The organism is Micromonospora sp. CA-248260 (genome assembly GCF_050942205.1).
GTDB classification, from domain to species: Bacteria; Actinomycetota; Actinomycetes; order Mycobacteriales; family Micromonosporaceae; genus Micromonospora; species Micromonospora antibiotica.
In genome coordinates, this window is record NZ_CP192021.1 from 6,920,923 (window position 1) to 6,934,067 (window position 13,145).

Here is a 13,145-nt window from a genome sequence, read left to right on the forward strand (position 1 = left end):
CGTGCTGAAACTGGCCGGACAGATGCTGCGTCACCGCAAGGGCAGCGCGACCGCCACCCTCCTGGCGATGACCGCCGGGGTGCTGATCCTGATGTCGCTGGGCGTCCTCGTGGAGTCCGGCCTGCGCTTCACCGCCGCCCCACAGCGTTACGCGGCCGCCGACGTCGTCGTCGCCAACCGGGACATCACCCTCACCTCCACCATGCTCGGCGAAAAGGAAACGAACACCGTCGCGCTGCCCGAGGGCGGAACAGTCCCGGCCGCGATGGTCGACCAGATCCGGCAACTGCCGGGGGTGGCCACCGTCGTCGCCGACCGGACGGTGCCGGCGATCCTGCCGAACGGTGCCGCCACCGGCCACGGCTGGAGCAGCACCGCCATCACCCCGTACCAGCTGACCAAGGGTGCCCGACCCACCCGCGACACCGAGGTCGCGCTGGACGAACGGCTGGCCGCTTCGGTGGCTCCGGGCGACGAGGTGCCGATCCTGGTGAACGGCAGCGCACGGACGTACCGGGTCAGCGGTTTCGTCCGCCACGCGGGCCCCCGGCCCGACCCGCACGCACCACCCGCGGTGTTCTTCACCGACGCGCACGCGGTGGTCATCCACCCCCGGCTGGGACAGGTCGACGCGGTGGCCGTCCTGGCCGAACCCGGTGCCGCCCCGGCCGTGGTGGCCGACGTGCGCCGGCTGGCCGCCGAAGCCGGCGTCAAGGCCTACGCCGGCGACGAGCGGGGGCTGCTGGAACAGTCCGCGGACCAGGCGGCCTCCCTCATGCTGGTCCAGCTGGGCAGCGTGTTCGGCGGCTACGTCGCGCTGCTGGTCATGTTCGTGGTGGCGGGCACCATCGGGCTCGCGGTCCGGCACCGCCGCCGTGACCTCGCCCTGCTGCGCGCCGTCGCCGCCACCCCCGGCCAGGTCGCCCGCCTGATCCTCGCCGAGGTGGGACTGCTCAGCCTGTTGTCGGTCGTCATCGGTGTGCCCGTCGGTTGGCTCGCCAGCCGCTGGCTGCACCAGGAGTTGGTGGACCGGGCGTTCATCCCGGACACCTTCCCGGTTCGCGGTGGCGGCTGGGCGGCGATCGCCGTGGCGGTGGCAACGGTCACGGTGGCGACCGGTGCGGCGTTGCTCGCAGCGCGTCGGACGGTGCGGATCCGCCCGACGGAGGCGCTCGGTGAGATCGCCGTGGAATCCGGCCGCAACAGCGTACTCCGCCTGATCTCCGGATTCGCCGCCCTGGCCGGCGGCTTCATCCTGATCGCTCTCACCGGCGCGGCGAAGGGGACCGCCGCCCTCGGGCCCGCGATGGGTCTGCTGTGCCTGTTCGTCCTCGCGGTGGCCCTGCTCGGGCCGTGGATCAACCGGGCCGCCGCCCGGCTGCTCGCCCCGGTGCTGCGGCGGGTGTGGGGCGACAGCGGCTACCTCGCCGCGGCGAACCTGCGCGCCAACGCCCAGGGCATGGTCACGGTGCTGACCGCACTGGTGCTGTCCGTCGGTTTCGGCGGCTCGGTCTGGTTCCTCCAGGACAACCTGGACAAGCAGATCGTCGCCGAGAACCATGGTGGGGTGCTGGCCCAGCAGACCGTGGTTTCCGCCACCGGACTGCCCGACACCATGCTGGCGCAGATCCGCGACATCCCCGGTGTGCTCGCGGCCACCGGCGTACGAAACACCTCGATCATCCCGGACGGAGCCGTCGAGAGCGCGGATGCGCAGGCGATCGACCCGGAGGGCGTCGACCTCACCATGGACCTCAAGGTCCGCAGCGGAAGCCTGGCGGACCTGCGCGGGTCGGCCATGGCAGCGTCGACCCTGCAGGCCGAGTCGAGCGGCTGGCGGGTGGGCGACCAGGTCACGGTGCGGCTCGGCGACGGCACACCCGCCGACCTGCGCGTCGTGGCGATCTACGACCGGGGCTTCGCGTTCGGCGCTGTCACCGTCGTCAACGACGTCGTCGCCGGGCACACCGCCGTCGCCGGCTACGAGCGGATCCTGGTACGCACCGAGCCCGGCAAGGACATCTCCGCCGCGTTGGGCGAGGTCATCGGCCAGTACCCCGGCAGCTCGGTGACCAGCACGGCCGACATCAGCGGTCAGCTCGCCGACGACCTCGCGCTGAGCGCCTGGCTCAACAAGCTCCTGATCGGCATCATGGTCGGCTACGCCGCTCTCGCCGCAGCGAACACCATGGTCATGGCCGCCCTCGCCCGAGGCCGCGAGTTGGCCCTGCTGCGCCTGGTCGGTGTCACCGGCAAGCAGGTCAAGCGGATGGTCCACGCGGAACAGACCGGCCTGCTCGGCGTCTCGCTGCTCATCGGCGGAGCCATCGCCGCCGTAACCCTGGTGTCGATCGTGCACACGCTCACCGGGCAGCTGGTGCCCTACGTGCCGACGCTGGGATGGGTGTCCATCATCGGCGGCACGACGCTGCTGGCGCTGTTCACCACGATCCTGCCGGTTGCCCGACTGCTCCGCGTCCCTCCGGTCGCCGGCATCGGCATCAAGGAGTAACCGGCCACGGCTGGCCGGTTGGGCGGATCGGCCGAACACGCGCGACGGGCGGGCCCGCAACACGGGCCCGCCCGTCGACCTCAGGGCGACGACGGGCCTGAGCACATGGCCGCAGCGGTGCCACCCTCATCGTCCTTGCCGAAGATGCCGGGAAGGCCGACAGCACCAGGACCGCCAGGACCGCCGGGACCGCCGGGACCGCCGGGACCGCCAGCCCGGGCTGCGGCCCGATACCGTCGAGACGAAAACAGGGAGACGACCTCAGCTATGACGAGCGACAGGAACACGGGCCGCCGGGGGTGGATCGCCGCTGCGATTGCCGTCCTCGCGGCAGCCGTCGTGACGGAGGAACTGCTGCGCTCCGGCACGCTGGCCGACGGTCTGCTGGACCATTGGTGGGGTCACGTCGGCAGCACCGCACTGCTGCTCGGCGGTGTGGGTGCCGGGCTGTACTTCCTGCATCGCGCGTACCGCAGCTGAGCCACCCTCGAAGCAGGTACGCCCTGACCGGGCCCTTCAGACCAGGTCGGCCTGCGCGGTCACGACGAGATCCTCGTCCGTAGCCGCGCCCGTCCTACGCTCCACCGCCTGCCCGGGAGGCCGACCGCCGCAGCCACGGCGGGCCGGCCGGTTCGGCGTAGCCGCAGGGAGCAGGGAGCAGGACGAACAATGGCACGACCACGTAGGGCCGGCCCCGACGACGCGGCTGCGCTGGTACGACTTCGCGTCACCATGCTGGAGGCGATGGGGGCACCCGTCGGCGACGCCACGGCACCGTGGCGGGCCGCCGCCCTGGACTGGTTCACCCGTTCGCTGAGCGATCCGCAGACGTTCGCCGCCTTCGTGATCGAAGACCCCGAACACGGCATCGTCAGCAACGCCTCCGGCCTCTGCGACCGACACGCGCCGGGACCCGGCAATCCAGGAGGGCTACGCGGTCACGTCTTCAACATCAGCACCGTGCCCCACGCACGCGGACGCGGCCACGCCCGGGACTGCCTGAACGCGCTCCTGCGCTGGTTCGCCGACGACACCACGGTCAGCGTGGTCGACCTCAACGCCACCCCGGGCGGCGAACGCCTCTACCGAACCCTCGGATTCGCACCACCACGCCACCCCGCCCTGCAACTACGCCGGGACCAGATGTAGGGCTGCAGGTGCAAGGACGCCAAACGGGTCCGGAGACGACCACCCGTCGGGGCGTACCAGGACGTCCCACCAACAGCGTCGAGGCGTCGTCCTGACGTACCGCGTAAAGCTGCTGAACAGTTCGACACCGTGATGTCACCATCGGTGCAGCAGACCCGTGCGTGCGCCCGACCGGGCCGGATCAGGGTCGGTGCGAGGGCCGTAGCCAACCCTCGATCCCTGGATCGGGTTCGGGGCGTTCCCGAGCCTGCGGCGGTCGCCCTACCCGTGGCTGAGTAGCGCACCGTGTGGTCACCGAGGGAGTTCGAAGAGCTCCAACTGGATGCCGTCCGGGTCACGCAGGTACAGGATCTTGGTGCCGGCGAGCTCACCAGCGTGGATTCCGTCACCGCTGGCCAATATCACCGGGTCAGCGTTGAGGTGGACGCCGCGCTCCCTCAGGTGGCGTACCGCCGCGTCCATGTCGTCGACCTCGAAGCAGAGATGCATCACCCCAACGTCGCAGTTGCGGCCCTCGAACGGCTTCGGCACCGGCCGGTCATACTGGATCAGTTCCAGCAGGACGTTGTCTCCGGCGAGCGAGAACACCGCTCGCATCGCGGGGTTCTCCACTTCCACCACGGCGCCGAGCGCAGCGTTGTCGGCCGAAATGGTCACGCCGTTAGCGGCGACCCCGAGAACATCTTCGTACCACCGCACCGACCGGTCGAGGTCGCTGACGGGCACGCCGATGTGGTTCATTCGCGTCACTTTGAGCATCCATCGATGCTCCTACACCGATACGTTCCGAGGGAGTCAGAGATCTTCCTCGTACTGCTGGTACCAGGACACGGGCAACCGGATGCGGGATCATCAAGAGGATGAACCACCTTGGTGCCGCGCTCCGCGCCTGGCGAGACCGACTGGAGCCGGCCACCGTCGGGCTGGTCCACCACGCACCGCGGCGGGTCGTCGGACTGCGCCGCGGTGAGCTGGCGATGCTGGCGGGCGTCTCGGCCGAGTACGTCGCGCAGCTCGAGCAGGGCCGAGCGAAGACCCCGTCGGCTCAGGTGTGTTCGGCGTTGGCTCGCGCGTTGCAGTTGAACGACGAGGAGCAGGCCCACCTGCTGCGTCTGGCTGGGCATACCGCCAACCCGGATCGCATTCCCAGGTTGATCCCGATCAGTGTGCGCCGGGTTACCGACCAGCTCAGCGCCAGCCCTCTGGCCGTGTACGACGCCGCCTGGCAGTTGCTGCACTGGAACCTCTTGTTCGCGGCGACCTGGGGTGACCCGCGCCGAGCCAGCGTTGAGGACCGGAACGCCATGATCACCCAGTTCGAACGGCGGAACGCCCGGGTCCGACAGACCGCGGCGGAACGGGTGTGGTTCGAGCAGTCCCTCGTCGCGGACCTGCGGACCACCACCGGCCGATACCCGGACGATCCCGATGTCGCATCGTTGATCGATCGGCTGAGCCGCACTGCGCGGTTCCGCGAACTGTGGGCGAGTCCGACCGTCGCGGCTCACGAAAGCGCGCACAAGACTGCTGTCCATCCGGAGGTTGGTGAGATCGCCCTGGACGCCAACATTCTTCCGACGCAGGACAGCGATCTGCGGGTCGTGGTGCTGACGGCGCGACCGGGCACTGACGCCCGAAGCAAACTGGACCTGTTGGCCACTATCGGTGTCCAGGAAATGGCTCTTCGCCCCGATCAACCTGGCACGCCGGGGCGTGCTCCGGCCGCGAACCCGTCCGCTGTGGCGGCCTGCGGCGAAAGCTGGCCACCGCGCCAGGGGGAGAGGGGCCACACCAGGAGTAGGTAATCCTTGCCGATGCGGGCGAGGCGTGCGCCTTGGCAGGATCGTCTCCGTTGTGCGGGGTCAGCCCCGCGAAACGGTGGCGGCCAGCGGGCCGCCGCTCACCGTAGAGAGGTAGCGCGATGGAGAACGGGCAGGTCATCGGCGCGGCAAACGAAGGTTTGAGGATCGACGAGACGGCACCGGTGATCAGTCGACACAGGGTCACGGTGCAGGCGTCGGCTGAGATCGTGTGGCGCGTTCTCACCGACATTGACGCGTGGACGACGTGGCTGCCGGAGCTTCCGTACGCGCGGGTGGAAACCCCGGGGCCGCTCGGGTCGGGATCGGTGTTCCGGTGGTCCGCATCTGGGCTGGACATCGTCTCGACCATCGCCGAGGTACGGCCCTACGAGCGCCTGGTCTGGTCCGGACACGCCAACGGACCGGACGGCATCCTGGGCGTCCACGTCTGGAACCTGGCTCCTGGCGACCGCGGGCTGATCGTGTCCACCGAGGAGTCCTTCGCGGGCCCGCCAGTCGACGCCGATCCTGGCCCCATCCAGGCAGCTCTGGACGAGAGTCTGGTCACCTGGTTGCAAAGGCTCAAGGACACCGCCGAAGCGGACGCCGCCGGATAGCGACAACCCTTCATCGTGCGACGAACCCAGTGAGAGGAACAGCTTTGACCGTCTTCCCTCCAACTTGGCCGGGTATCAAGCGCATGCTGGCGGCCTCGCTCGCCATGACCACCATTCTGGGGGTCCTGGCCACGTCGGCGCACGCCTCCACTCAGAGCAGCGGCGCCAACTCCGGAGCACCACGTTGCGCGGGGGAGAGCGTCGACCCGAACGCCAAGATCCGCTACCGCACCGAAGCCGTCATCAACGCATCGCTCCGGACGGTCTGGAAGCTGCAGACCGATGTCGAGCGTTGGCCGTCCTGGCAACCGCCGGTCCTGACCAGCAGGCGTCTCGACTCCGGTCCGCTTCGCGCCGGCTCGTCGTTCCGGTGGACGACTCCGGTGCAGGAGACACACCTCAACCCCGCCACCACTCTCGTGGTCACCTCCACCGTCCACCAGCTTCAGCGGCAGAAGTGCGTGCGGTGGAGCGGTCCAGCGGTCGGCGAAGGACTGCGTATCGACGAGGGAGTCCACGTCTGGACCTTCACCGAGGTCGGGGGCCGGGTTCTCGTGCGTACCGAGGAAACCTGGCGCGGTCGCCAGGTCGAAGCGGACGTCGAATTCGCCACCGCCGCGCTCGGGGCAGGTCTCGAGGTGTGGCTACGAGACCTGAAGACCACGGCTGAACGAGACTGCGACCGGCACCGCCGCTGACAACGCTGAAAACCCCCGATGCCCCGCCACCGGCCCCCGGTGGCGGGGCCAGCCGTCTCCGCTACAGCTGAAGCTCCCGGAGCTGGCGTCGCGACGTTATCTCCAGCTTTCGATAGATGTTGCGCAGGTGGGCATCGACCGTGCGAGGACTGACGAACAGCAGCGCGGCCACCTCCTTGGTGCCCGCCCCGGACGCGACCCTGCGAGCGACAAGCAGCTCCCGCTCCGTCAGTGCGTTGAGCGGGTCGGTCTCGTCCGCCCCCGGATGCTCACCGATGGCCGCCAGCTCCCGCGCGGCCCGGTCGGCGAAGGCCCGCGCGCCGACCGTCTTCAGCAACTCGTGCGCGGCACGCAGCTCCACCCGCGCCTCGGCACGACGGCCCACGCTGCGTAGCCACTCCCCATGCAGCAGGCGAGCCCGCGCGTAGTGCCCACGTACCCGGGTTTGGGCGAACCGGTCGATCGCGCCAACGTACAGCTCGTGAGCGCCCAGGCCCGGTTCGAGCAGCGCTCGCGCGAGCAGGTGCGCGCCGACCGCCCACGAGGTGGGGCTGGCACGCGCGAGATCCTCAAGCCAGGCGGCTGAGACCTTGCCCTCCTCCGGCCGGCGGGCACGCACGGCGGCCTCGACGAGTTCACTGTGGAACGCGGAGACGACGTACGAACCATGCTCCTGCCGATCTCGCGCGACCAGCAACGCGTCGAGCGCGTCCTCGTAGCCGCCGAGCCCGTTGTGCAGCACGCCGGTCGCGTAGAAGACAGCGGTGAACTCCACACCGGCCCAGTCGCGCAACGCCTCCCGAACCTCGCGGAACCGTTCAGTGTCACCACGCCAGGCGGCGAGTGTCAGGTCCGAGCCGAGGAGATTGGTCGTGCCTGCCGCCTCGTCGACCGCGCGTGCCTCGATGATGCTGGCGGCCGCATCATCAATCCGGCCGACCATGACCCTGGCGGCCGCCTGAAAACGCAGCGCATGCGGCAGAATCGCATAGGCTCCCTGTGCCCGGGCAAGTTCGACCTGACGGTCGGTCAGCTGCTCCATCGCGACCTCGTCGCAGAGGTCGGCGCTCAGCACGCAGGCGCGCTCCATCCACCACGGATTCGCATCAAACCCCCGGGTCTGATCCTGAAACGCCTCGACCGCGCGGCGCATCGCGGGTGCCGCCTCGTCGACGGGCAGCAGGTTCTGGGCAAGCAGGGCGTCAAGTAGAAGGTCAACGGCGCGGGGCGGACGCCGTCGCGGTAGCCGCTCCTGGATGCGTAGGGCGAGACGGCGCAGCCGGCCAGGCTCATCGATGCTGAACATCAGGGAGGCGAACGCCTCCAGGTAGGTTTCGCGGGCTCGGTCGGGATCGAGACCCTCGGCCGCGTCGGCAAGTGCGAGCGTCGCCGGGATACTGCGGGACACGTGGTAGTCGATCATCGCATCCAGGAGGCGCAGCTCAGCGCTGTCAGCCGTTCCAGGCCGGCCGAGCCGCGCCTGATTCACCAGTTCCCGCGCGGCTTCGGGCGCCCCGGACTGCAACCGCGCTCGAGCGGCCGACAACAACCGACCTGCCCGCCGCGAAGCGTCCGGCGTCAGCTGAGCGGAGCGTTCCAAGAACGCCGATGCCCCGGCGAAGCCCCCACGTTCGTGCGCGCGCACAGCCGACCGCTCCAACTCCGCCGCTATCGACTCGTCAGGAACGGCGACCGCGTTGGCTCGGTGCCACGTGCGACGGTCCGCATCCGTATCGGCACTGGTCGCCTCGGCCAGCGCCGCGTGTACCTGCCGGCGTGTCCGGGCATCGGCCGACCGGTACACCGCCGAACGAGCCAATGGATGCCGGAAGTACAAGCGGGGACCGGCGACCACCAGGCCCTCCTCCACAACCGGAGTGAGATCGGCAGCTTCCAGCCCGAGAACCGTCATGGCGCGGCGTAGCAACATGATGTCGCCCAAGGGTTCCGCCGCAGCGAGCACCGAAACCAACCGGGTCCGCTCCGGCAACCGCAGGATCCGACGGGTGAACTGCGCCTCCAACGCGCCTTGCACGCCACCGGTCACCACGTTCGGCAGACCCAACGGATCCGCGTCCCGAGCGAACTCCACCAGCGCGAGCGGATTGCTACCCGCCTCGGCGACAATCCGTTCCAGTACCGGGCCGTCCAGATTGGATAACGCTGACAATCGCAGCAGGTCAAGGGCTTCGCTGGCCGCAAGTCCGGCAACGGCGAGCCGAGGAAGACGATCGAGCTCCGGGACAGAAGCGACTTCCCGCGCGACGAACACCATTGCGACCCGATCGGCACCGACACGGCGCGCGACGAACGCCAGCGCCTGCCGCGACGCTTCATCACTCCACTGCGAGTCATCGAGCACGCAACACACCGCAACGTCCTGCGCCGCAGCGCCCAGAAGGCTCAGTACAGCCAGGCCGACCAGCATGGGACTCGGTGCGGCACCTGCGCCGAGCCCGAACACCGTCTCCAGTGCGAGCCGCTGAGGCGCCGGGAGCTCGCGGCGGTACTCCAGTACCGGAGCACAGAGGTGGTGCAGCGCCGCGTAGGGCAGCTCACTTTCGAACTCGACGCCGCTCGCGCGCAGCACCCGCCAGCCGTCGAGCGACTCGACCGCGGCCTGGACAAGAGTCGACTTGCCGATGCCCGCCTCGCCGACGATAAGCGTCGCACCTCCGCGCCCACCCGCCGCGGCCGCCGCGAGCGCGCCGAGCCCGCGCAACTCCGACTGCCGAGCGACGAATCGCATTCACACCCCATCCCGATGTCGTCCTCGTCGCAACCTTAACGCCGGCCACGCCGATCAATATTCGGCGCGGGCGGCATGACCTGCGCACCACGCTGCGCGCCGCGCTCAACCTCGCCGTCCGCGAGGGGCTGATCGACGGCAACCCCGCCCGACACATCGAGGTCAGCGGCTACCAGCAACCCCATGCGAAGGTATGGACCGACGCCCGCGTCGAACAATGGGAACGCACCGGCGACCGGCCACCGGTGGCGGTCTGGACCGCCGACCAACTCGCCGAGTTCCTCGGCGGCGTGACCGACGACTCACTGTTCGCATTCTGGTGGCTCACGGCTCTGTGCGGCCTGCGCCGCGGCGAGATGTGCGGGCTGCGGTGGGCCGACGTCGACCTCGACCAGGGCGTGCTCACCATCGAACGCAACCGCACCACCGCCGGTTACACCATCGTCGAAGGCGACCCCAAGACCCCCGCCGGCCGCCGCGCCGTCGCCCTCGACAAACGCACCGTCCAGGTCCTGCGCGGACACCGTCGCCGCCAACTCGACCAGAAGACCGCAGCCGCCGAGAACGGCAAGGCATGGACCGACACCGCGTATGTGTTCACCCGCGCCGACGGCCTGCCGATCAACCCGAACTACGCCACGACCCGGTTCCGCAAACTCGTCCAACGCGCCGGACTGCCCCCGGTACGGCTGCACGACCTGCGCCACGGCGCCGCGTCCCTCGCCCACCAGGCCGGCGCCGACCTGAAGACCCTCCAAGATCTGCTCGGCCACTCCAGCATCGTGATCACCGCCGACACCTACACCAGCGTCCTACCCGACGTACAACGGCACTGTGCCGACGCCACCGCCCACCTCGTCCTCGCCGCAGCCCGCCGCACCCGGAAAAAGATCAAGAACAAAGCCCGAGAGAATCGACCCACCCGCCGACCGAAAACAGGCGCTCCGATCCCCAGCGCCCCCGGCACGGCGGCGAAGCCACAGGCCAGAACCGCAAAGCGCGAGAAGAACTCAAAATCAAGGGTGGCACCCACATCGCACCCACGTGACACCCACCATCCACACAGGCCGAAAAGCAAGAAGGGTCTGACCGCCGTTTCGGCAGGTCAGACCCCTCATGATCTTGTGCGCCCGAAGGGACTCGAACCCCTAACGGGTCTGCTGCACCGATAGGTGACATCTGAGATGGCTTGCCCTGACGGTGAGCTGGAAGGATGTTGCTGTGCCCAAGCCCTACCCTCGTGAGTTCCGCGATGACGTCGTGCGGGTGGCCCGTGACCGTGATCCGGGCGTGACCGTCGAGCAGATCGCGAAGGACTTCGGAGTCCACCCGATGACGTTGTTCAAGTGGATGCGCCAGGCTGACGTTGACGCCGGAACCAGACCGGGTGTCAGCGGCGGCGAGTCGGCCGAGCTGCGGGAGGCCCGTAAGCGGATCAAGCTCCTCGAGCAGGAGAACGAGGTCCTGCGTCGGGCCGCGGCCTACCTGTCGCAGGCGAATCTGCCGGGAAAAGGCTCTACCCGCTCGTGAGCGAGCTGGCCGCCGACGGGATCCCCGTCGCGGTGACGTGCCGGGTATTGAACATCGCTCGTCAGCCCTACTACCGGTGGCTCGCCCAGCCCGTCGGCGACGCTGAACTGGCTGCGGCGTACCGGGCGGACGCGTTGTTCGACGCACATCGCGACGACCCGGAGTTCGGCTACCGGTTCCTGGCCGATGAGGCCCGCGCTGCCGGCCAGCCGATGGTCGAGCGCACCGCCTGGAGAATCTGCTCTGGCATGGGCTGGCGGAGCGCGTTCAGCAAAAAGAAGCGTCGGGGCAAGGGCGGCAGGGTCGGTCCGCCGGTGCACGACGATCTGGTGCGCCGCAACTTCACCACGGACGGCCCGAACCGGTTGTGGCTGGCCGACATCACCGAGCACCGCACCGGCGAGGGCAAGCTCTACCTGTGCGCGATCAAGGACGTGTGGTCCCACCGGATCGTCGGCTACTCCATCGACTCACGGATGAAGTCGAGGCTGGCCGTCAACGCCCTGCACAACGCCGTAGCCCGCCGTGGTGACGTGGCCGGCTGCGTGCTGCACACCGACCGCGGGTCGCAATTCCGAAGCCGGAAATTCGTCCACGCCCTCAACCAGCACCACATGATCGGGTCGATGGGCAGGGTCGGCGCCGCCGGCGACAACGCCGCCATGGAATCCTTCTTCGGCCTGCTCCAGAACAACGTCCTCGACCGGCGAACCTGGACCACCCGGCAGCAGTTGAGGACCGCGATCGTGACCTGGATCGAGCGGACCTACCACCGCCGCCGACGCCAACGATCCCTGTCCCGGTTGACCCCCATCGAGTACGAGACCATCATGACCCCACCGGCCAGTCAGGCCGCGTGACTACACCTGTCACCTATCGGTGCAGCAGACCCTTCAATAACACGTGACTATGCGACGCGCATCGATATTAAAGATATGTTTCAATTTGGCCACGTAGCGTAGTTTTAGCTGGAAACTAATTCCCGAAATGGGTGTTAAGTACGTATGTTCCATCACCCTATGGGGTCAGTCTGTTGCCTAGGGGTGCTGTTGGGGCGGCGGCGGTGGTCGTTCTCGTGATAGAAATTCAGGACATTCTTCAGCTGGAGAACTGACATTGTAGGGGTGTAAATAGGAGTATGGAATGGGGGCTCACTGGCTTTATTCGTATGTCACAAAAACGGATGAAAGTCTGGGTCGGCGATTCAGCAGCCCTGATCTGGCTGGATCGTCCTTAGCGTCCGGTGTCTTTCTTCTAGCAAGGAGAATCTGTTGCTTCTCGGTAAGTCGTCCCTCAGCCGGGTCATGCTGGCCACCCTCGCCTCGGTCTCTGCTGTCCTGATGTCTGTACCTCACTCTGCGGCGGCGTCAACCGAGGGAGGGGTATCCCCGTCGCCTTCATCCTCTTCGCCAACGGCCAACACATACGACTGGAAGAACGCGACCGTAGCTCCGACGAAGGAGCAGTTGCAGAAGGGCATCGAAGACGTCCTCCGCAGGACTTCCGGCGCCCGCCAGATCAGCGCGACGACCATCGAGATCGCACCCGGGCTCCTCATGAACTTCCGTAGTCCGGTAAAGGACGGCGCGAGGCAGGCCGACTCTCCAATCACCGCGCTGGCGAGCTGCAACATCTACTACGTGTGCGTCTACACCAACCGCCAGTACGGGGGTGAGGAACTTGTCTTCACCACGTGCGGCCGGGAATGGAACCTCGGGAACGTCGCCTACCCGGGCGGTGGTTACTGGAACGATCGCATCTCCTCCATCACCAACCAGCAGTCGTCCGGCACCACCTCATACTTCTATAACCACAACGGGTCGAATTCCTGGAGTAAGGTAGTCACCGTGGCATCCGGCAACTACCGCTCGAATCTCGCGCTGGACACACGGGAGGACGGCGGCTCCGGTAGCCCGAACGACATAATCGACGGTGTCCACGTGTGCGGCGCGGTGCCGTCGCCGTGGAAGCCGAACTGGCCGTAGCCTGAAGGACCACGCAGCCAGTGCCGGTAGCGCGGGCGCACCCGGCCCGCTCGACCATGGCACGGGCCCGTAGCCCGGAGGACCACGCAGCCCGAATGACAGC

At 68.3% G+C, this 13,145-nt stretch carries 11 protein-coding genes; 9 read left to right on the forward strand and 2 right to left on the reverse strand.

Annotated elements, in window-relative coordinates; genetic code table 11:
- The first annotated feature begins 1 nt into the window (after position 1).
- The 3 genes from ACQP2H_RS30110 to ACQP2H_RS30120 all read left to right on the forward strand — a co-directional run bounded on the left by ACQP2H_RS30110 (position 2) and on the right by ACQP2H_RS30120 (position 3,661).
- On the forward strand, positions 2-2,512 hold the full coding sequence (locus ACQP2H_RS30110; RefSeq protein ID WP_433229829.1) for an FtsX-like permease family protein: 2,511 nt from the start codon (positions 2-4) through the stop codon (positions 2,510-2,512).
- Between the two features lie 339 nt (positions 2,513-2,851).
- A complete protein-coding gene (locus ACQP2H_RS30115; protein WP_208564995.1) occupies positions 2,852-2,992 on the forward strand; it encodes a hypothetical protein in 141 nt (46 codons plus the stop codon).
- 189 nt (positions 2,993-3,181) lie between these two features.
- Positions 3,182-3,661 (forward strand): GNAT family N-acetyltransferase, encoded by a 480-nt coding sequence (locus ACQP2H_RS30120; RefSeq protein WP_219465231.1) that lies wholly within the window; start codon positions 3,182-3,184, stop codon positions 3,659-3,661.
- A 291-nt stretch (positions 3,662-3,952) separates the two neighbouring features.
- Here the strand turns inward: ACQP2H_RS30120 and ACQP2H_RS30125 are convergent, their stop codons facing one another.
- The gene (locus ACQP2H_RS30125; RefSeq protein WP_357538282.1) at positions 3,953-4,402 is read right to left on the reverse strand and encodes a VOC family protein; all 450 of its coding nucleotides are present in this window, start codon (positions 4,400-4,402) and stop codon (positions 3,953-3,955) included.
- Positions 4,403-4,521: 119 nt separating this feature from the next.
- On the opposite strand from ACQP2H_RS30125, the gene ACQP2H_RS30130 reads away from it, so the two are divergent.
- From ACQP2H_RS30130 to ACQP2H_RS30140, 3 genes are all read left to right on the forward strand, one after another.
- Positions 4,522-5,466 carry a helix-turn-helix domain-containing protein gene (locus tag ACQP2H_RS30130; RefSeq protein ID WP_433229833.1) on the forward strand — a complete coding sequence of 315 codons (945 nt, stop codon included), beginning with the start codon at positions 4,522-4,524 and terminating at the stop codon, positions 5,464-5,466.
- 116 nt (positions 5,467-5,582) lie between these two features.
- A complete protein-coding gene (locus ACQP2H_RS30135) occupies positions 5,583-6,080 on the forward strand; it encodes an SRPBCC family protein (protein WP_363817317.1) in 498 nt (165 codons plus the stop codon).
- A gap of 44 nt (positions 6,081-6,124) precedes the next feature.
- Entirely contained in the window at positions 6,125-6,778 is a 654-nt protein-coding gene (locus ACQP2H_RS30140) for an SRPBCC family protein (protein WP_363817320.1), read from the forward strand.
- A 61-nt stretch (positions 6,779-6,839) separates the two neighbouring features.
- On the opposite strand, the gene ACQP2H_RS30145 is transcribed toward ACQP2H_RS30140, so the two are convergent.
- Positions 6,840-9,527 (reverse strand): AAA family ATPase, encoded by a 2,688-nt coding sequence (locus tag ACQP2H_RS30145; RefSeq protein ID WP_433229836.1) that lies wholly within the window; start codon positions 9,525-9,527, stop codon positions 6,840-6,842.
- Between the two features lie 245 nt (positions 9,528-9,772).
- On the opposite strand from ACQP2H_RS30145, the gene ACQP2H_RS30150 reads away from it, so the two are divergent.
- The 3 genes from ACQP2H_RS30150 (at position 9,773) to ACQP2H_RS30160 (ending at position 13,042) form a co-directional block, all read left to right on the forward strand.
- Complete coding sequence (locus tag ACQP2H_RS30150) at positions 9,773-10,699, forward strand: site-specific integrase (protein WP_433229839.1); 927 nt, start codon at positions 9,773-9,775, stop codon at positions 10,697-10,699.
- Between the two features lie 49 nt (positions 10,700-10,748).
- Positions 10,749-11,917 (forward strand): IS3 family transposase gene (locus ACQP2H_RS30155; RefSeq protein WP_357538599.1). Its coding sequence is split into 2 segments (ribosomal slippage): positions 10,749-11,033 and positions 11,036-11,917, totalling 1,167 coding nucleotides; the frame shifts between segments, so codons are not numbered across the junction.
- Positions 11,918-12,328: 411 nt separating this feature from the next.
- On the forward strand, positions 12,329-13,042 hold the full coding sequence (locus ACQP2H_RS30160; protein WP_433229841.1) for a peptidase inhibitor family I36 protein: 714 nt from the start codon (positions 12,329-12,331) through the stop codon (positions 13,040-13,042).
- Positions 13,043-13,145: the final 103 nt, after the last annotated feature.

Bases quoted from the DNA above. Each gene is read 5' to 3' on its own strand.
- ACQP2H_RS30130 (WP_433229833.1), top strand. From the start codon at position 4,522: ATGAACCACCTTGGTGCCGCGCTCCGCGCCTGGCGAGACCGACTGGAG.
- ACQP2H_RS30125 (WP_357538282.1), bottom strand. From the start codon at position 4,402: ATGAACCACATCGGCGTGCCCGTCAGCGACCTCGACCGGTCGGTGCGG.
- ACQP2H_RS30120 (WP_219465231.1), top strand. From the start codon at position 3,182: ATGGCACGACCACGTAGGGCCGGCCCCGACGACGCGGCTGCGCTGGTA.
- ACQP2H_RS30145 (WP_433229836.1), bottom strand. From the start codon at position 9,527: ATGCGATTCGTCGCTCGGCAGTCGGAGTTGCGCGGGCTCGGCGCGCTC.
- ACQP2H_RS30135 (WP_363817317.1), top strand. From the start codon at position 5,583: ATGGAGAACGGGCAGGTCATCGGCGCGGCAAACGAAGGTTTGAGGATC.